Here is an 18,874-nt window from a genome sequence, read left to right on the forward strand (position 1 = left end):
TCCAGATTGGCCTTGCACAAGGGGCGATTTGCGTCTAATGACCGCCCACGCGTTCAGACGCCCAAGGCGCTGCTGTAGCTCAGAGGTAGAGCACTCCCTTGGTAAGGGAGAGGTCGAGAGTTCAATTCTCTCCAGCAGCACCATTTCTTTTCCCGCATAGAAAGCACCCCGGCGGCGTATCTTGGACCGCGCGGTTTCCGGTGATTTGCAAAGACGTAAACGCAAACGGCCCCGCTCGGCAGGGGCGAGGTCGTGGAGCGATTATTCTGCCGCGCTCAGGTCTTGAAGACGCGGTAGATCGCCGGGATTACCAGCACCGTCAGCAAGGTGGAGCTGAGCAGCCCGAACAGGAGCGAGATGGCGAGGCCCTGGAAGATCGGGTCTGCCAGGATCACCGCGGCGCCGATCATTGCCGCGATCGCCGTCAGCAGGATCGGCTTGAAGCGGATCGCACCTGCTTCGAGGATGATCTCGGTCATCGGTTTGTCCGCGGGGTCTTCGTGGCGGATGAAATCGACCAGCAGGATCGAGTTGCGCACGATGATGCCGGCGAGCGCAATGAAGCCGATCATCGAGGTGGCCGAGAAGGGTGCCGACAGGAGCCAGTGACCGCCGATGATCCCGAGGAAAGTGAGCGGGATCGGCGTAAGGATCACCAGCGGCAGGCGGAAGCTGCCGAACTGGGCGACAACGAGGATGTAGATGCCCAGAAGCGCCACGGCAAAGGCCGCGCCCATGTCGCGGAAGGTGATCCAGGTGACCTCCCATTCGCCGTCCCACAGAAGCGTCACGGCGCGGTCATCCTCGGGCTGGCCATTGAGGCGGATCGTGGGCTTGGTGCCCTCGTCCCACTCCATCTTGTCGATTTCCTCGGCCACGGCGAGCATGCCGTAGAGCGGCGCCTCGAACTCACCCGCCAGTTCGGCCATGACCATTTCGGCATAGCGGCCGTTGTGGCGGAAGATCGGGTGCGAGGCCTTTTCTTCGCGGATCTCGATCACATCGCCGAGTTCGACCACCCCGCGCGCGCCGGGCAGCACGTTGGCGGGGATGGGCGTAGACAGGAAGCGTTCGTCGACCACGCGGTCCGAGCGGTCGCGCTCGACCCGGATGGGGATCGGGCGGCGGCCGTCTTCGCGATGCGAATAGCCCACCGTCGCGCCGCCGTTGAGGATAGCGAGCGTATCGAACACATCCTGTTCCTGCACCTGGTGAAATTCGAGCTGGTCGCTTGAAATCGTCGCGCGCAGGCGGCGGGGCTGGGTGCCGAAGCTGTCGTCGACATCGACGATATAGGGCACGGCCTCGAACGCTTGGCGGACCTTGCTGGCCACCTCGCGGCGGGTTTCGCCGTCGGGGCCATAGACCTCGGCCAGCAGGGTGGCGATCACCGGCGGGCCGGGGGGCGGCTCGACCGTTTTCAGAACGGTGCCGTCGGGCACGTCAAGCTTCAGGATGCGTTCGCGGATTTCCAGCGCGATATCGTGGCTGGTGCGCTCGCGGTGGTGCTTGGCCGCGAGGTTGATCTGCACGTCACCCATCTGCGGCTGGTTGCGCAGGTAGTAGTGGCGCACCAGGCCATTGAAGTTGAACGGTGCGGCCGAGCCGGCATGGGTCTGGGTCGAGATCACCTCGGGGAGTTGCAGCACTTCGGCGGCGACGGCCTGCGCGACGGCGTCTGTCTCTTCGACGGACGAGCCTTCGGGCAGGTCGATCACGACACTGAGTTCGGACTTGTTGTCGAACGGCAGGAGCTTGACCGTCACGCCCTTGGTGTAGAGCAGGCCGAGCGAGCCGAAAGAGGCCGCCGCGGTGATCAACAGGAACATGAGCGCGCCGGTCTTGGTTTTCAGGACTGGGCGGGCCACGGCCGCGTAGAGCCGGCCGAGCGTGCCACCGGGGTGGCCGCCGAATTCGTCGTCATGGGCGTGGGCCGACATATCGGCCTTGCCTGCGAATTTCAGCATCAGCCAGGGCGTGATCATCACCGCAACGAAGAAGGAGAAGATCATTGCGGCCGAGGCGTTTGCCGGGATCGGCGACATGTAGGGGCCCATCAGGCCCGAGACGAAGAGCATCGGCAGAAGCGCCGCCACCACGGTGAGCGTGGCGACGATGGTAGGGTTGCCCACCTCGGCCACGGCGCGGATCGCCTTTTCGACGCGGCTGGCCTTGTCCTTCATCGCCCAGTGGCGGGCGATGTTCTCGATCACCACGATGGCGTCATCGACGAGGATACCGATCGAGAAGATGAGCGCGAAGAGAGACACCCGGTTGAGCGTGTAGCCCATGACGTAGGCGGCAAAGAGGGTGAGCAGGATGGTGACCGGGATCACCACCGCCACGACAATGGATTCGCGCCAGCCGATCGAGATGAGCACGAGGACCACGATCGACACGGTGGCAAGGCCAAGGTGGAACAACAGTTCGTTGGCCTTTTCGTTGGCGGTTTCGCCATAGTCGCGCGTCACTTCGAGCTGGATGGTCGAGGGGATCATCTCGGATTTGAGCATCTCGACGCGGTGCAGGATTTCCTCGGCCACGACGACGGCGTTGGCGCCGGCACGTTTCGCGATGGCAAGCGTCACCGCGGGGGTGCGGTGGATGTTGCCGTTCGCGTCCTTGATGACGTTGGCGACCATGTTGTCGGAGGTGTCGGGCACGTAGGAGACATCGGCCACGTCGCGGACATAGACCGGGCGGTTGTCGCGCGAGGTCAGCAGCAGGTTGCCGATTTCGGCCGGCGCCTGCAGCGTTTCACCGGCGACAAGCGCGATCTGGTCACCGTTGTCGCGGACATTGCCGGTGGAAAACGCCTTGTTGGCCATCTGCACCTTGCCGGCGAGCTGTTGCAGCGTCACGCCGTAGAGCGCCAGGCGCTCGGGGTCGGGGGCGATGCGGATTGCCTCGGGGCTGTCACCGACAAGGTAGGTGAGGCCCACGTTGTCGATCTTGGCGACCTCGACCTGCAATTCGCGGGCGATGCGGGTGATATCGTTGGCGTTCACGCCGGTTTCGCCGGGCTTCCCGGACAGCGTTAGCGAGACGATGGCCACGTCGTCGATGCCGCGGCCGACGATCAGGGGTTCGTCGATGCCGACCGGGATGCGGTCCATGTTCGAGCGGACCTTGTCATGCACGCGCAGGATGGCGGTGTCGGCCGAGGTGCCGACAAGGAAGCGCGCTGTGACCATGGCGTAATCGTCCATCGAGGACGAGTAGACATGTTCCACGCCGTTGATGCCCTGAACGATGGTTTCCATCGGTTCGGTCACCAGTTTCACCGCGTCTTCGGCGCGCAGGCCGGGGGCCTGGATATGGATATCGACCAGCGGCACGGAGATCTGCGGCTCTTCCTCGCGCGGGAGCGAAATGAGCGCGACGAGGCCCACCGCGAGCGCGGCGAGGATCATCAGGGGTGTCAGCGGAGACTGGATAAAGCCGCGGGTCAGCCCCCCGGCAATGCCGAGCGGTTTGGATTCGGGTGCGTCGCTCATCTCAGTGGCCCTCGCTCGGTGTGTATTCGGCCTCGACCGTGGGGACGATCACTTCGCCGGCCGAAAGGCCCGAAAGCACATCGACCATGTCGCGGCCGTCGATCACGTGATGTTCGCCCGGCACGATGGTACGCAGCGCGGTGTGATCGCCGGATTTTACGGTGACGAAATCGAGCCCCATGCGGGTGGCGACCATGTCGGCGGGCACGAGGAGCGCGCGGGTTTCGCCGACCGGAAGGCGGACGAGCACGCGCGCATCGACATAGCGCGCGCTCATACCCTCGACCTCGACATCGGAAATGACGCGGCCGTTTTCGATCTGCGGATAGACCTTGGCGAGCCGCCCGGTGCGGGTTTCGCCGGCCTCTTCGATCTGGATGTCGGCGCCTTCTTTCAGGAACGCGGCGTGGCGCTCGGGCACGGCAAGGCGCAGGAAGAAGCCGCCGCCGCCGATGATCGCCACAGGCTCGCCCGGCATGACAACCGAGCCAGTGGTGACAGGCACGTTGAGGACGCGGCCCGAGATGGGGGCGAGAACCGCGCCTTCGGCGGCGCGTTCCTCGACCACGCGTTTTTCGGCTTCGGTCGCCTCGATCTGGTTTTCCAGAACGTCGACCTGGGTGCGCAGGGCATCAAGCCGCTGCACGGTGGTGACGCCGCGCGCGAGCAGGTCTTCGCCGCGGGTCAGTTCGGTCTGGGCATTTTCAAGCTGGGATTTGAGGGCGCCGATCTGGGCCTCGATCGATTCGAGCTGAAGGGCGAGCTTGGCATCGTAGATCGTGGCGATCTGCTGGCCCTCGGTCACGTCGGTGCCCTCGGAAACGCTGATTTCGGTCAGGGTGCCGCCGATACGCGAGCGGGCCGGCACATTGTCGCGTGCCTCGACCTTGCCGAAGACGGCCTTCCATTCGGTGACGGTGGCCTGAACGACGGCCTCTTCGCCGTGGGCAGGGGTGATGAAGGGCAGCAGAGCCCCAATGACGGCGGCGAAAACGTTCATGCGCATGTGATCATGTCCCCGGTTGCGTGCGTGATGGCTAACATATGCAATTTTTGATATGTATTGCAAGCCCTGGTGTTGGATTGCTTGACCGACCGGTCGGTTTTATGTTTGATTAAATAATGCATGCTCAGTCGGGATGGCAGATTCGCAGAGTGTGTGGCCGAGGTAGTGTGCCACTTTTTTCATGGCGTTTACAAACACCGCCGAAAAATATATGTATGCTTACTAATATGCATCAGGGGAGGAGAGATGCGTAAGTCAGTTGGCACAGCGTGCGCGCGGGCAGGATTGCCCGCATGATGACATTTCACGGATATTTCCGCAGCTCTTCGGCCTATCGCTGCCGGATCGCCTTCAATCTCAAGGGCGTCGAGTATGAATTCCGGCCCGTGCACCTGAAGTCAGGCGCGCAGAAAGGCGAGACATACAAGGCGCTCAATCCACAGATGCTGGTGCCGACGCTGGAAACAGAAGGTGGTGACACACTGATCCAGTCGCTGGCGATCATGGAGTGGCTGGATGAAACCCACCCCGAGCCGCCGCTTTTGTCGCGCGATCCGATCACGCGGGCGAAGGAGCGCGGATTCTCGCAGGTGATCGCCTGCGAAATCCATCCGTTGCAGAACCTGCGGGTGCTGAAATACCTGGCCGAGGAACTGGATGCGGACGAAGACGCCAAGAATGCCTGGCTGAGTCGCTGGCTGACCGATGGGCTGGAGGCCTGCGAAGGCCTGCTGGCGCAGCGTGAGACGGCAACGCCGTTCTGTTACGGCGACGCCCCTGGCATGGCCGATATCTGCCTGGTGCCGCAGGTGTTTTCGGCCCAGCGGTTCAACATGGATATCAGCCACTTGTCGTTGGTGAACGAGATATATGCCAACTGCGCCGCGCTGGACGCGTTCGAGAAGGCGCATCCGAAAAACCAGCCGGATTTCGAAGCCTGACCTGTCAGAGTTTCAACGTCGCGCAAGGGAGGAGCCGACATGACCTTTTTGAAGAGTGTAATCCGCGGGGCCGCAATCGCCGCCGCATTGGGTATGAGTGGCCTTGCCGCGCAGGCGCAGGAGGTGACGTTGAAGCTGCACCAGTTCCTGCCGCCGCAGGCCAACGTACCGAAGCTGGTGCTGGATGTCTGGGCCGACAAGGTCGAGGCCGATTCGAACGGGCGCATCAAGATCGACCGCTATGCGGCGATGGCGCTGGGTGGCAAGCCGCCCGAACTGATCGACCAGGCGATCGACGGCGTGGCCGATGTCGTCTGGGCGGTCAATGGGTTTACCCCGGGCCGGTTCCCGCGCACCGAAGTGTTCGAGCTGCCTTTCATGATCACGGATGCACGCGCGGCATCGTCGGCCTATTGGCAGATGTTCGAAAAGCACATGAAGGACACCGATTTCCGGGATGTGAAGATCCTGGGCACCTGGGTGCACGGGCCTGGTATGCTGCATACCAAGCGCCCGGTGGAAAAGCCCGAGGATCTGAACGGGATGAAGATCCGCGGCGGATCGCGCATGGTCAACCAGCTTCTGGAACTGCTGGGGGCGACGCCCATCGGCATGCCGGTGACGGCGATTCCCGAGGGCCTGTCGAAGGGTGTTCTGGATGGCACGACGATCCCTTGGGAAGTGACGACGGCGCTGAAAGTCTCGGAGCTTGTCGGCAATCACACCGAGTTCGATGGTCCGGCGATCTACGACCTGACCTTCGTTCTGGCGATGAACAAGGCGAAGTATGACAGCCTGCCGGATGACCTGAAACAGGTGATCGACGCCAATTCGGGGCTGGAGTTTTCGATCTTTGCCGGTGGCGTGATGCAGGACAGCGACGGCCCGGCGCGACAGATTGCCGTGGACCGCGGCAACAACATCGTCACCATCAGCGCCGAAGAGGCGAAGAAATGGGAGGAGCTGGCGAAACCGGTCTATGAGAAGTGGATCGCAGACGTTAAGGAAAAAGGTATCGACGGTCTGGCGCTGATTGACGAGGCGCGGACCCTGATGGACGCCTACAAGGCGCAATAAACAGTAAGAAACGATAACCAACTGACAAAAGGGAGATGTCAGAATGATCACGAAACGTAAACTGATGGGCCTGGTGGCCAGCTCGGCCATGGCGATGGCCATGGGCACGGCGGCGATGGCGCAGGAGGTGACGCTGAAGTTTCACCAGTTCCTGCCGGCACAGGCCAACGTGCCGAAACTGGTGCTGACGCCCTGGGCCGAGCGCGTGGAGGAAGCCAGCGGCGGCAAGATCAAGATCGATCACTACCCGTCGATGCAGCTGGGTGGCAAGCCGCCTGAACTGTATGGTCAGGTGACCGATGGCGTCGCCGACATCGTGTGGACCGTTCTGGGCTACAGCCCGGGCCGTTTCCCGCAGTCGGAAGTGTTCGAGCTGCCGTTCATGATGACCAATGCCGAAGACACCAGCCGCGCCTACTGGAAATATGCCGTGGCCAACATGATGGACAAGGACTTCAAGGACGTGAAGGTTCTTGCCGTGCATGTCCATGGTCCGGGCCTGATCCACTCGAAGGAGCCGATCAAATCGGTCAAGGACCTGAACGGCGTGAAACTGCGCGCACCGACCCGTGTGACCAACAAGCTTTTCACCGCGCTGGGCGCCACGCCCGTCGGCATGCCGGTGCCGGCCGTGCCGGAAGGCCTGTCGAAAGGCGTGATCGACGCGACCGTCATCCCGTGGGAAGTGACCGGCGCGCTGAAAGTGCCCGAGCTGGTGAAGAACCACACCGAGTTCGGCGACGAGTCGCTTTATACGACCGCGTTTGTCATCGCGATGAACAAGGAAAAGTATGAAAGCCTTCCGCAGGAGCTCAAGGATGCGATCGACAGCCAGTCGGGCGAAGAGTTCTCGGCGCTGGCCGGCAAGCTGATGGAAGGTGCCGACGCACCGTCGCGCGAAGCCGCGGCTGCTGCAGGCAACAACATCATGACCCTGAGCGCCGAAGAGGTGCAGGAGTGGAAGGATGCCGCATCGGGCATTGAGGCCGAATGGATCAAGGAAATGAACGATCTGGGCTTTGATGGTCAGGCGCTGGTGGATCAGGCCAAGGCGCTGATCGCGGAAAACACCAAGTAAGAGCGAAAGCAGGTGGCCGCGGGAAAGAGCGCCCGCGGCCATCTGCACAAACAAAAACAAGCGCACCAGGCGCTGCGGGGAGGGCCGGATTTGCAGATACATCGCTATATGCTGCTGTTGGCGCGGGTGATGGCCACGCTGGGCGGGATCGTCCTGACGGCGCTGGTGCTGTTGACCTGCGTGTCGGTGCTGGGGCGCGGGATCAACACCTTCCTGCACTGGGACGTGATCCAGAACGCCATGCCGGGAATGGCGCAATGGCTGCTGGATACCGGCGTGGGGCCGGTGCTGGGCGATTATGAGCTGGTCGAAGCCGGGATCGCCTTTTCGATCTTTGCCTTCCTGCCGCTGTGCCAGATTACCGCCGGGCATGCCTCGGTCGATATCTTCACGTCGAAACTGCCCAAGCGGGCCAACCGCCTGATCCAGATGATCGTCGAGATCATCTTTGCCGTGGTGCTGATCGTGATCGCGTGGCGGCTTTACGAGGGGATGGCCTCGAAGATGCAGTATCGCGAGACGACGTTCCTTTTGCAGTTTCCGATCTGGTGGTCCTACCTGATCAGCCTGATCGCGGCGAGCGTCGCCGCTGTGGTGGGCATTTACATGGCCGTCGTCCGGATCGCCGAATTCCTGACAATGCGCACCATCGTGCAAGTGGCGGAGGTGGACCATTGACCAATCTCGAGATCGGCCTGACCTCCTTTCCCGTTCTCCTGCTGATGATTTTTCTGCGGGTTCCGATCGGGCTTTCGATGTTCCTGGTCGGGCTTTTCGGCCTTTACCTTGTCACCGGCGGCTGGACCGTCGCGCTGGCGCGACTAAAGACCGAGACCTATTCGACCTTTTCCAGCTATTCGCTGTCCATCGTACCGATGTTCCTGCTGATGGGGCATTTCGCGACGCTGGGCGGCATGTCGACGGCGCTGTTCAAGGCAGCCGAGAGCTGGCTGGGCCACAGGCGCGGCGGTGTCGCGATGGCGTCGGTCGGGGCCTGTGCCGGGTTCGGCGCGATCTGCGGGTCGTCGCTGGCCACCGCGGCCACGATGAGCCAGGTCGCCCTGCCCGAGCTGCGCCGCTACGGCTATTCCGGCGGGTTTTCGACGGCGACGCTGGCCGCGGGCGGCACGCTGGGCATCCTGATCCCGCCGTCGGTTATCCTGGTGATCTACGCGATCCTGACCGAACAGAACATCGCCAAGCTGTTCCTGGCGGCGTTCATTCCGGGCATCCTGGCCGCAATCGGATACATCATCACTATCTCGATCTATGTCCGAATTCATCCCGATGCCGCAGGCACGCGCGAACCGGTGCCCTATAACGAACGCATCCGGGCGCTGCTGGACGTATGGCCGGTGCTCTTGGTGTTCCTGCTGGTGGTTGGCGGCATCTATCTGGGCTGGTTCACGCCGACCGAGGGCGCGGCCGTCGGTGCGGCAGGCACAGGCCTGATCGCGCTGCTCAATCGTGGGCTGACGCTGCAGACGCTGGTTGAAAGCTTCATGGCGACGGGCCGGTCGACGGCGATGATCTTTTTCATCGTCCTGGGGGCCGCGTTCTACAACGGGTTCCTGGCGTTGACGCAGGTGCCGCAGGAACTGGCGCAATATGTCACCAGCCTGGGCTACAGCCCGTGGATGATCCTGACGATCATTCTGCTGCTCTACCTCGTGTTCGGCTGCGTGATGGACAGCCTGTCGATGATCCTCCTGACGGTTCCGATCTTCTTTCCGATCATCAGTCAGCTGGATTTCGGCCTGACGCCCGAGGAAGTGGCGATCTGGTTCGGGATCATCGTTCTGATCGTGGTCGAGGTGGGGCTCATTACGCCGCCGGTTGGGATGAACCTATTCGTCATCAACTCGATGGACCGCACCACGCCGATGGTCGCGACCTATCGCGCGGTGATGTATTTCGTCGCCTCCGATATCATCCGAGTGATCATCCTGGTGGCGTTCCCGTCGATCACGTTGTTCCTGCTGCGGGTCCTGCACTAATGGGGGTGGGGTGAAACCCCACCCTACGGCAGCGGGTTCCGGGGGCGCGGCAATGCGGCCTCTTGCAAACACATTCCATATATGAGATGTATTCGCGGAACATATTTTGACACCGAAAGGACGGGCCGATGACGGACGCAGCAATGGAATCTCCGCAACGTGGCCTGATGCACTATCCGGTGCCGCTTTTCGGTATGGTGATGGGCATGGCGGGCCTGACACTGGCGATGCACGCGGGCGAAAGCGCCTTCGGCATGGGATCGCAGATCTCGACCGGGCTTTATTTCTTTACCATGGCGCTTTTCGTGCTGATCGCGGTGGGCTATGCCGCGAAGGCCCTGAAATACCCGGGCGCCGTGGTGGCCGAGTGGAAACATCCGGTGCGGCTGTCCTTCTTTCCCGCGATCTCGATCTCGCTGCTGCTTCTGGGCACGGCGACGCTGAGCCGCAATGAGGGGCTGGCCGAAACGCTCTGGCTGGTCGGCATGGTGCTGCAATTCGTGCTGACCATCGCGGTGGTGTCGAACTGGATCGGCACGCGGTCGTTCCAGCATGGCATGCTGAACCCGGCCTGGTTCATACCGGCGGTGGGCAACGTGATCGTGCCGATTGCCGGCGTGCCCCTGGGCTATGTCGAAATCAGCTGGTATTTCATGTCCGTTGGCCTGATTTTTTGGCTGGTGCTGCTGACGTTGGTGATCAACCGGTTGATCTTTCACGATCCTCTGCCCGGGCGGCTGCAGCCGACGCTGGTAATTCTGATCGCACCGCCGGCCGTGGCCTTTGTCGCCTGGCTGCGCCTGACAGGCGAAGTCGATGCCTTCGCCCGCATCCTGATCAACGGCGCTTACCTCTTTACCGCGATCGTGCTGGTGCAGTTGCCCCGCATCGTGCGGCTGGACTTCGCGCTGAGCTTCTGGGCGCTGAGCTTCCCCTTCGCTGCGGCGACAATCGCGAGCTTCCTTTTCGCGCATGAAACGGGGTCGGCCACGCACCGGATGTTTGGTGGCATTCTTCTGGTCGCGCTGTGCATCATCATCGCAGCTCTCTTGCTGCGCACGTTGCGCGCGGCACTGGCCGGTAAGATTTGCATTCCGGAATAAGCCTTGGCAGGCTGGCCTTCTGATCTGACAGGAGGCCGCCCATGTCCGGTACTGCACAGGTGCCCGTATTCGACGGGCATAACGACATTCTTCTGAAGCTGGACAAGTCCGGGGGACGGGCCGCCTTGCCCGGGTTTGTCACCGGCATGGACAGCCACGTGGACATGCCCAAGGCGCGCCTGGGCGGGTTCGCGGGCGGTTTTTTTGCCATGTTCGTTCCGTCGCCGTTCGATTTCTCGGCGGCGATGGAGGAAATGAAAAAGTCAGCATACGACCTGCCGCTGCCCGATCCGGTGGCGCAGGAGGCGGCGCTGCCGGTGGTGATGCGCCAGGCCTCTCTCCTGATGCAACTGGAGGACGCGGGCGCAGTGAAGATCTGCCGCACTGTGGGCGAGATCGAGGCGACGATCGGCACCGGGCGGCTGGCCACCGTGCTGCACCTGGAAGGGGCCGAGGCGATTGATCCGGAGTTCCACGCCCTTGACGTGCTATACGCCGCTGGCTTGCGCTCGCTCGGACCGGTGTGGAGCCGCAACACGATCTTCGGCGAAGGGGTGCCATTCACCTTTCCCGCCTCGCCGGACATCGGCGGAGGCCTGACGGCGGATGGCAAGCGGCTGGTAAAACGCTGCAACGAGATCGGCGTGCTGGTGGACCTGAGCCACCTGAACGAGGCCGGCTTCTGGGACGTCGCCAAGGCAAGTGATAAGCCCCTGGTGGCCACGCATTCCAATGCCCACGCGCTCTGTGCCCATGCCCGCAACCTGACCGACCGGCAGCTGGATGCGATCGCCGAAAGCGACGGGATGGTGGGGCTGAATTTCGCCACCGCATTCCTGCGCGAAGATGGCGCCATGCGCCCCGATGTGCCGCTGGAGCAGATGATCCGGCATCTCGATCACATGGTTGCGCGCATGGGCGAGGACCGGGTGGGTCTGGGCTCGGATTTCGATGGCGCGATGGTGCCGGAGAAGATCGGCAGCATCGCCGGGCTGCCGCACCTGATCGCGGCGATGGAAAAGGCCGGCTATGGGCAGGAGTTGATCGAGAAAATCGCCTGGCGGAACTGGATGCGGGTGCTGGAAAAAACCTGGAGTGCTTGACGGAATCGGTTTTGCGTTTGCATGCTAACGATATTGGGCTGCAACGGAGGGCGCAGAGATGAGCGGCAAGCTGGTCATTCGCAATATCGGGCTGATCCTGTCGGGCAAGATGGAAGAGCCGATCCTGGACGGCGATTGCGTGATTGCCGAGGACGGCAGGATCACGGCCATCGGCTATGAAAAGGATCTCGATTGCGAGGGCGCCGAGACAGAGGTGGATGCCCACGGCATCACCATTGCACCGGGGCTGATCGACAGCCACGTTCACCCGGTGGTGGGTGATTACACCCCGCGCCAGCAGCAGCTGCACTGGATCGATTCCACCCTGCATGGCGGGGTGACCACGCTGATTTCCGCGGGCGAAGTGCATATGCCCGGGCGGCCCAAGGACGTGGTCGGCCTGAAGGCGATGGCGATCGCCGCGCAGCGCTGGTACGAAAATTTCCGCCCTTCCGGCATGAAGGTGATGGCTGGCGCACCGGTGATCGAGCACGGCATGGTGGAACAGGATTTCAAGGACATGGCCGATGCCGGGGTGAAACTACTGGGCGAGGTTGGCCTGGGAACGGTCAAGGATGGCAAGACCGCGCGCCAGATGGTCGACTGGGCGCGCAAATACGGCATCCAGTCCACGATCCACACCGGGGGCCCGTCGATCCCGGGCTCGGGGCTGATCGACGCGGACATGGTGCTGGAGACCGGCACGGACGTGATTGGGCATATCAATGGCGGGCATTCGGCGCTGCCGGACGACCAGATCATGTGCCTGTGCGAAAGCTGTACCGCGGGGCTCGAGATCGTCCATAACGGCAACGAGCGCGCGGCGCTTCTGACGCTGAACACGGCACGGGAACTGAAGCAGATGGACCGGCTGATCCTCGGCACGGACGGGCCGGCGGGCTCGGGCGTGCAGCCGCTGGGCATCCTGCGGATGGTGGCAATGCTGTCGAGCCTGGGCGATGTGCCGGCAGAGGTGGCGTTCTGCTTTGCCAATGGCAATACCGCGCGGCAGCGCGATCTCGAGCAGGGCATCATGGAGGTCGGTCGGCCTGCCGATTTCGTGCTGATGGACCAGGCCCAGCACGCGCCGGGCAAGACGATCCTAGAATCTGTGCAGCTGGGCAACCTGCCGGGCGTGGGCATGACCGTGATCGACGGTGTCGTGCGCTCGGGACGCAGCCGCAACACCCCGCCTGCGCAAACCCTGCCCGAGGTGACGAAGGGCGCGGCCCCCGCCTGAGCGTTCGATTGGGTTAATCCCGCCGCGGCGCGGCGAAAGCCGGGGGGTGATCCGCGGCTGTCCTCCGGCTGACATGCGTGCACCGCCGCAGCGCGGCAAATCTTTACGGTGTCTTCAGTTAACCGCGCGTGCGGTAGGCCGCCCCCCGGCACACGGCCCGCCCACCCACCCCCGTGCGCCGGGGGGCTTGGCGCGCCATGACAAATGGCGCGCGCGTAGAGAGGGCGGAGTTTGAGTATTTGGACCAAGAAAGAGCGAAGGTTCGGACAGCCCCATGTCTCTTTCTTGGTAAAAATACTCAATGGCCTGACCTGTCGGCCGGCGGCGCGGTGGAGGATCAGGCAGGCGGATGATGGCCTGGCGGGGCCGAGGCGCCAGCCGAGGCCCCGCCCCGCCGCGACGCGTGGAACACGCGGCGCAAAACCTCTACCTGAGATTCTGGGGCAGCCAGGTTGCGAGACCGGGGAAGGCAATCAGCACGAAGACCATCACCACCATGATCAGGAACATCGGGATCGCCGCGCGGGCGATGTAGTTCATCTCGTGGTTGGTCATGCCCTGCATCACGAACAGGTTAAAGCCGATGGGCGGGGTGATCTGCGCCATTTCGACCACGACGACGATGAAGATGCCGAACCAGATGAGGTCGATGCCTGCTTCGCGGATCATCGGTTCGACGACCGCCATGGTCAGCACGACCGAAGAGATGCCGTCGAGAAAGCAGCCGAGGATGATGTAGAACACCAAGAGCACCATCAGCAGCTCGAACCGGCTGAGCTCCCACCCGGCGATCAGGTCGGCCAGGGCGCGCGGCAGGCCGGTGAAGCCCATCGACAGCGACAGGAAGGACGCGCCGGCGAGGATGAGGGCGATCATCGCCGAGGTGCGCGTGGCGCCCATCAGGGACTCCGTAAAGGTTTTCCAGCTGAGCGAACCCTGTGTCGCGGCCAGGATCAACCCACCGATCACGCCGAAGGCCGCGGCCTCGGTCGCGGTTGCATAGCCGAGATACATCGAACCGATAACCACGAGGATGAGCGTAAGCACCGGGATGAGAAAGCGCGAGTTCTGGACCTTCTGGCCGAAGGTCATCTTGTCTTCCTTCAGCGGGTTCCAGTCCTTGCCGATCTTGGAATAGATCGCGACATAGCCCATGAACATCGCCGCCAGAACGATACCAGGCAGGATGCCGGCGAAGAAGAGCTTGGTGATGCTTTCGTTGATGGTGACGCCGTAGACGATGAGCGTGAGCGAAGGCGGAATCATCAGCCCCAGCGTGGCCGCGCCGGTCAATGTGCCGATGATCATTTTCTCGGGGTATTCGCGTTTTCGCAGTTCGGGGATCGACATCTTGCCCACGGTGGTGAGCGTGGCGGCCGAGGAGCCCGAGACGGCGGCGAAGACCGTGCAGCCGGCGATGTTGGTGTGCACCAGCCCGCCGGGTAGCGGCGCCATCCAGGGCGCCAGGCCCTTGAACATGTCTTCGGACAATCGCGTGCGGTAGAGGATTTCGCCCATCCAGATGAACATCGGCAGGGCGGTGAGGGTCCAGCTGGAGGAGGCCGACCAGATCGTTGTCAGCATCACGTCGCCCACGGGGCGGGTGGTGAAGAGCTCCATGCCCACCCAGGCCACGCCCATGAGCGCGAGGCCCACCCAGACGCCGGTGCCCAGAAGCGTGAACAGCACGAAGAGAAAGAGGATGATGATCGAGAGGTTTTCCATCGCTTATTCCCCCTGCGCCTGGTCTTCGAGATCGCGGGTGATGCGATGATCGCCGCGGAAAATGACATGGATGAGGTGATCGGTCAGCGCGATGGCCAGCATAATCGCGCCAAACAGCATCAGTGATTGCGGGATCCAGAGCGGGGTTTTGTCCTGGCCCTGGGAAATGTCGTTGAACTTCCACGACCAGTAGACGAACTTGCGCGCGTTCCAGACGAAATACCACATGGTGGCCGCGCCGATGCCGAAGCACCAGATTTCAAGCCAGCGGCGGACCTTGTCGGGCACGGCGTTGAGAAGGATCGAGACGCGGATATGGCTGCCGCGGTTGAGCGCGTTTGCGAAGGCGAGAAACGAGGCTGCGGCCATGGCGTATCCGGCATAGTCGGGAGCGCCGGGAAAGACCTCGCCGGTCCAGCGGGCGACCATTTGCAGGACGATCAGGGTAAGGATCGAGATCAGACAGAGCGCGGCAAGAACACCTGCGGCGAGATACATGAAATCGAGGCCTGAGCGGAGTGCGCGCAAGGCGGCCATGGCGGGTCCCCCTGTTGGTTTTTGTTGGTTGGAGCGGGCGGCTGTGGCCGCCCGCCCGGGTGTCGTGCGCGATTATTGCATCGAATTGAACGCGTCGACGATGGCCTTGCCGTCGTCACCGGCCGCTTCGAGCCATTCGTTGGTCATCGTGACGCCGATCTCTTTGAGCTCGTTCACCATCTTAATGGACGCGGGGCCAACCTTCATGCCGCCAGCGCGCAGGCCTTCGAGGGTGAACTGGGTGTATTCCTTGGAGCGATACCAGCCGGCGTATTCGGCCAATCCGGCGCAGCCTTCGATCACGGCCTTATTTCCGTCCGAGACGCCCGACCAGACATCGGAGTTCACGAAGACGTAGTTGCGCGGCAGCCAGGCATCGACTTCGTAGAAGTAGTTGAGCGATTCCCAGACCTTGCGGTCATACCCGGTGGAGCCGGAAGAAATCATCGCATCGGCGACGCCGGTGGCGAAGGCCTGCGAGATCTCGGCGGCTTCGATTGTCACCGGCAGCATGCCGGTCAGCTCGGCCAGCCGCGAGGTGGCGTTATTGTAAGAGCGGAACTTGATACCCTTCATCTCTTCCACCGAATTGACGGCGTTCTTGAAATAGAAGCCCTGCGGTGGCCACGGCACCGAGTAGAGCAGGGTGAGGTTCTGATCGGCCAGCACCTTTTCGATGGTGGGTTTGGCGGCATCCCAGAGCTTTGCCGCGTCGTCGAAAGACGTGGCGAGGAAGGGGATGGAATCGAAGCCGAAAATCGCGTTCTCGTTCTGGTGGCCCGAAAGCAGGCGTTCACCGATGGGGGCCTGGCCGGTCTGCACCGCGCGCTTGATGTCTGCGCCCTTGAAGAGCGAGCCCGAGGGGTGGGTGACGATTTCGATTTCGCCCTGCGTGCCGGTGGTGACGCAGTTGGCGAACTCGGCGCCGGTGGCCGAATGGAAGTTCGAGGCCGAATAGGCCATCGGCATGTCCCATTTCTCGGCCATGGCCGGAGCGGCGGCCGTCAGCGCGATGGCCGAGGCGGCGGCAAGTGTGGTGAGATGTTTCATCTTTTTCTCCCTGGTTGTGGTCCGGGTCGAGCCCGGGTTGGTTACGTTACTGAATGAAACGTGACGGGGAGTAGGCCTCCAAGTCAACATTCGGGGTCCGGTCTGAGAGGAGCCGGGCCAAGATTTGGCCGGTTTTCGGCCCGCCGGTAAGGCCGATATGGTGATGTCCGAAGCCGAGATAGGCGCCCTTGAGGCCCGGAACCGCGCCGATCGCGGGAATCGAATCGGCCGGGGCGGGGCGGTGACCCATCCATTCGGTTTCATGCGACCAGGTGAGCTGGGGCAGGATGCCCGCGAGCTGACGCTTGAGCAGGGCGATCGGTGCAGAGGACGCGGGCGCGTCCAGCCCGCCGAATTCGACGATGCCGGCCAGGCGCAGGCGGCCCTGCATCGGTGTCATGACGAATTTGCCCGCGGCGACCATGACCGGGGATTTCGGCATGACCGGGGGCTCCCACAGTTCGAGGTGATAGCCGCGTTCGGTTTCCAGCGGGATTGAGAGCCCGAGTTTCGCGCCAAGCTGTTTCGACCAGGCGCCGGTGGCGAGCACGGCGGCATCGCAGGCGATGGTTTCGGCGCCCGAGGAGGTTTCGGCGCGGACACCGGTGATCTGGCCGTTATCGCGCACGAAATCTGTGACGGTGGCGCGGATCATCCGGCCACCGTTGGCCACCACATGCGCGGCGAGGTCTTTGACATACTGGCCTGGGTCGGAGATGCGGCCGTGATCGCCCAGGCGGGCGGCAAAGCCGGCCTCGTCGGAAAAGCAGGGGTCGTAGGCTTGAAGCGCGTCGCGCTCCATCTCATCCCAGTGAAAGCCCAGATCGCGCCGGATGCCCCAGCCGAAGGCATCGCCCTCATAATGGGCGCGGTCGCGGTAGAGGAAGAGATAATCTGACGGCTCGATCCATTTCTCGGCCCCGGTGCCCTGCGCTAGGGCGAGGTGTTCATTGAGGCTGTCGCCCACGACGCCATGCACGGCCTGCGCGATGCGGCGCACGTCGGCGGCGTTGGCATGCGAGAGGTATTTCGCGAGCCACGGCGCGAGGCGCGGCAGGTAGCCCCATTTGAGAAAGAGCGGCTCGTTCCGGGAAAAGAGCATCTTCGGAGCTTTCTTCATCAGCCCCGGCACGGTGACGGGCACGACCGAACAGGAGGCGAGCACGCCGCCATTGCCGAAGGAGGTGCCTTCGCCGGCCTGCGCTTCGCGCTCGATCAGGATGACATTATGGCCGTCGCGCTGGGCCCAGATGGCGGTGGAGACGCCGACGATGCCCGCGCCGATGATGGCGATGGTCTTTTTCTCGGTCATGCGGGGCCCGCCTGTGCGTATCGGGCGATCCGGCCCATGTCGGGCCGCGCGCCGAGGCCGGGCGTGTCGGGCACGATCACCTGGCCGGCGTCGACCTGGAAGGGCATGTCCAGGATATCTTCGGCGAGGAAATAGGAGGCCTGGTAGAACTCGCACCCCAGCGTGATCGCCGGGGTAGCGGCAATCATGTGGGCACCGGCGAGATGGGCGAGGCCGCTTTCGAACATGTCGCCGCCATAGGCGGTGAGGCCGTTGGCGGCGGCGATGGCGGCGACCTGCTGGGCACGGGATAGGCCGCCGGATTTCATGATCTTGACCGACACGCCGTCGCAGATCCCTTCGGCGGTGGCGCGCATCATGTCCTCGGGGCCGAAAACGGATTCATCGGCCAGGAGCGGCACGTCGATCATGCCGCGCAGGGTGCGCATCAGGCCGAAATGGTGGGCGCGAACGGGTTGTTCGATGAAATCGGGCTTGAACTGCGCCACGTCGGTCACGCGCGCCGGGGCCTCATCCGGGGCAAGGCCCTGGTTGTAATCGACGCGCACCGAGAGCGAGGGGTAATCGCGGGCGATCTGTTCGAGGCGCATGATGTCGAAGGCGTGGTCGCGGAAGCCGGCCTTGAGCTTGATCAGGCCGATGCCGTCTTCGACCAGGCGGTCGAGAAGGGCGCGATCCTGTTCGAAATCGGGATTGGCGATGGATACCGAGAGCGGGATACGATCGCGGCATTTGCCGCCCAGGAAGGCATGGGCGGGCAGGCCGGTGATCTGGCCGGAAAGATCGAGAAGCGCGCTTTCAAGTGCCGCCTTGGCCTCGGTCGCGTGGGCGACGGCATAGAGCGCGTCGGCCATGATCGCGGCGCGGTCGGAGACGCGGCGGCCCAGCACCAGCGGGCGCAGGTAGCGGTCGAGCGCGGCGAAGCTGGCCTCGGGTGAGCCGGTGAAGACGGACCAGGGCGAACCTTCGCCCCAGCCCTGTGCGCCGCCTTCGGCGGTGAGCCGCAGGACCACGATTTCGCAGGTGTCTTCCACTGTGCCGATGCCGTGATCGCGCCGCGAGGTCACCGGCAGCGCCAGATGCCAGACATCGAACCCCGTGATTTTCTGGTCCAGTTCGGACAAACGACTCCCCCATTCCTTGGCACACAGGTTGCCGGGGTGCGTGCATCATTTCAAATAAGATGTTATGGGCAGGGTATAAGTTTT

Annotated in this window: 15 protein-coding genes and 1 tRNA gene; 9 read left to right on the forward strand and 7 right to left on the reverse strand. The window is 63.1% G+C overall.

The features are described 5' to 3' along the window. Nucleotides 1-68 precede the first annotated feature (68 nt). A tRNA-Thr gene (locus tag E0501_RS00285) sits at nt 69-143 on the forward strand. Between the two features lie 132 nt (nt 144-275). On the opposite strand, the gene E0501_RS00290 is transcribed toward E0501_RS00285, so the two are convergent. After that, entirely contained in the window at nt 276-3,497 is a 3,222-nt protein-coding gene (locus E0501_RS00290) for an efflux RND transporter permease subunit (protein ID WP_137699368.1), read from the reverse strand. A gap of 1 nt (nt 3,498) precedes the next feature. Further along, nucleotides 3,499-4,503 (reverse strand): efflux RND transporter periplasmic adaptor subunit, encoded by a 1,005-nt coding sequence (locus E0501_RS00295; protein ID WP_137699369.1) that lies wholly within the window; start codon nt 4,501-4,503, stop codon nt 3,499-3,501. Between the two features lie 293 nt (nt 4,504-4,796). Here E0501_RS00295 and maiA point away from each other — a divergent pair, with 293 nt between their 5' ends. The 8 genes from maiA to E0501_RS00335 all read left to right on the forward strand — a co-directional run bounded on the left by maiA (nt 4,797) and on the right by E0501_RS00335 (nt 13,042). Then, complete coding sequence (gene maiA, locus E0501_RS00300; RefSeq protein WP_137699370.1) at nt 4,797-5,444, forward strand: maleylacetoacetate isomerase; 648 nt, start codon at nt 4,797-4,799, stop codon at nt 5,442-5,444. Between the two features lie 39 nt (nt 5,445-5,483). After that, the gene (locus tag E0501_RS00305; protein WP_137699371.1) at nt 5,484-6,521 is read left to right on the forward strand and encodes a TRAP transporter substrate-binding protein; all 1,038 of its coding nucleotides are present in this window, start codon (nt 5,484-5,486) and stop codon (nt 6,519-6,521) included. A gap of 43 nt (nt 6,522-6,564) precedes the next feature. Next, nucleotides 6,565-7,599: a TRAP transporter substrate-binding protein gene (locus E0501_RS00310; protein ID WP_137699372.1), complete on the forward strand. Its 1,035-nt coding sequence runs from the start codon at nt 6,565-6,567 to the stop codon at nt 7,597-7,599. A gap of 108 nt (nt 7,600-7,707) precedes the next feature. Beyond that, nucleotides 7,708-8,277 carry a TRAP transporter small permease gene (locus tag E0501_RS00315; RefSeq protein WP_235857711.1) on the forward strand — a complete coding sequence of 190 codons (570 nt, stop codon included), beginning with the start codon at nt 7,708-7,710 and terminating at the stop codon, nt 8,275-8,277. Continuing rightward, nucleotides 8,274-9,596, forward strand: coding sequence for a TRAP transporter large permease (locus E0501_RS00320; protein WP_137699373.1), 1,323 nt, complete (start codon nt 8,274-8,276; stop codon nt 9,594-9,596). The genes E0501_RS00315 and E0501_RS00320 overlap by 4 nt, the downstream gene beginning before the upstream one ends. A 128-nt stretch (nt 9,597-9,724) precedes the next feature. Further along, the gene (locus E0501_RS00325; RefSeq protein ID WP_235857712.1) at nt 9,725-10,699 is read left to right on the forward strand and encodes an SLAC1 anion channel family protein; all 975 of its coding nucleotides are present in this window, start codon (nt 9,725-9,727) and stop codon (nt 10,697-10,699) included. 41 nt (nt 10,700-10,740) lie between these two features. Further along, nucleotides 10,741-11,802, forward strand: a complete 1,062-nt coding sequence (locus E0501_RS00330; RefSeq protein ID WP_137699374.1) for a dipeptidase — start codon at nt 10,741-10,743, stop codon at nt 11,800-11,802. A 58-nt stretch (nt 11,803-11,860) separates the two neighbouring features. Continuing rightward, nucleotides 11,861-13,042, forward strand: coding sequence for an amidohydrolase family protein (locus E0501_RS00335; protein WP_137699375.1), 1,182 nt, complete (start codon nt 11,861-11,863; stop codon nt 13,040-13,042). A gap of 426 nt (nt 13,043-13,468) precedes the next feature. Here the strand turns inward: E0501_RS00335 and E0501_RS00340 are convergent, their stop codons facing one another. From E0501_RS00340 to E0501_RS00360, 5 genes are all read right to left on the reverse strand, one after another. After that, nucleotides 13,469-14,767: a TRAP transporter large permease gene (locus tag E0501_RS00340; protein ID WP_137699376.1), complete on the reverse strand. Its 1,299-nt coding sequence runs from the start codon at nt 14,765-14,767 to the stop codon at nt 13,469-13,471. 3 nt (nt 14,768-14,770) lie between these two features. Next, on the reverse strand, nt 14,771-15,304 hold the full coding sequence (locus E0501_RS00345; RefSeq protein WP_193555864.1) for a TRAP transporter small permease: 534 nt from the start codon (nt 15,302-15,304) through the stop codon (nt 14,771-14,773). Nucleotides 15,305-15,376: 72 nt separating this feature from the next. Further along, nucleotides 15,377-16,354, reverse strand: coding sequence for a TRAP transporter substrate-binding protein (locus E0501_RS00350; RefSeq protein WP_137699377.1), 978 nt, complete (start codon nt 16,352-16,354; stop codon nt 15,377-15,379). A 46-nt stretch (nt 16,355-16,400) separates the two neighbouring features. Then, complete coding sequence (locus tag E0501_RS00355; RefSeq protein WP_137699378.1) at nt 16,401-17,666, reverse strand: NAD(P)/FAD-dependent oxidoreductase; 1,266 nt, start codon at nt 17,664-17,666, stop codon at nt 16,401-16,403. Continuing rightward, nucleotides 17,663-18,790, reverse strand: a complete 1,128-nt coding sequence (locus tag E0501_RS00360) for an enolase C-terminal domain-like protein (RefSeq protein ID WP_137699379.1) — start codon at nt 18,788-18,790, stop codon at nt 17,663-17,665. Before E0501_RS00360 ends, E0501_RS00355 begins: the two co-directional genes overlap by 4 nt. Nucleotides 18,791-18,874 lie beyond the last annotated feature (84 nt).

Source organism: Marimonas lutisalis (assembly GCF_005434965.1).
GTDB lineage: Bacteria > Pseudomonadota > Alphaproteobacteria > Rhodobacterales > Rhodobacteraceae > Marimonas_A > Marimonas_A lutisalis.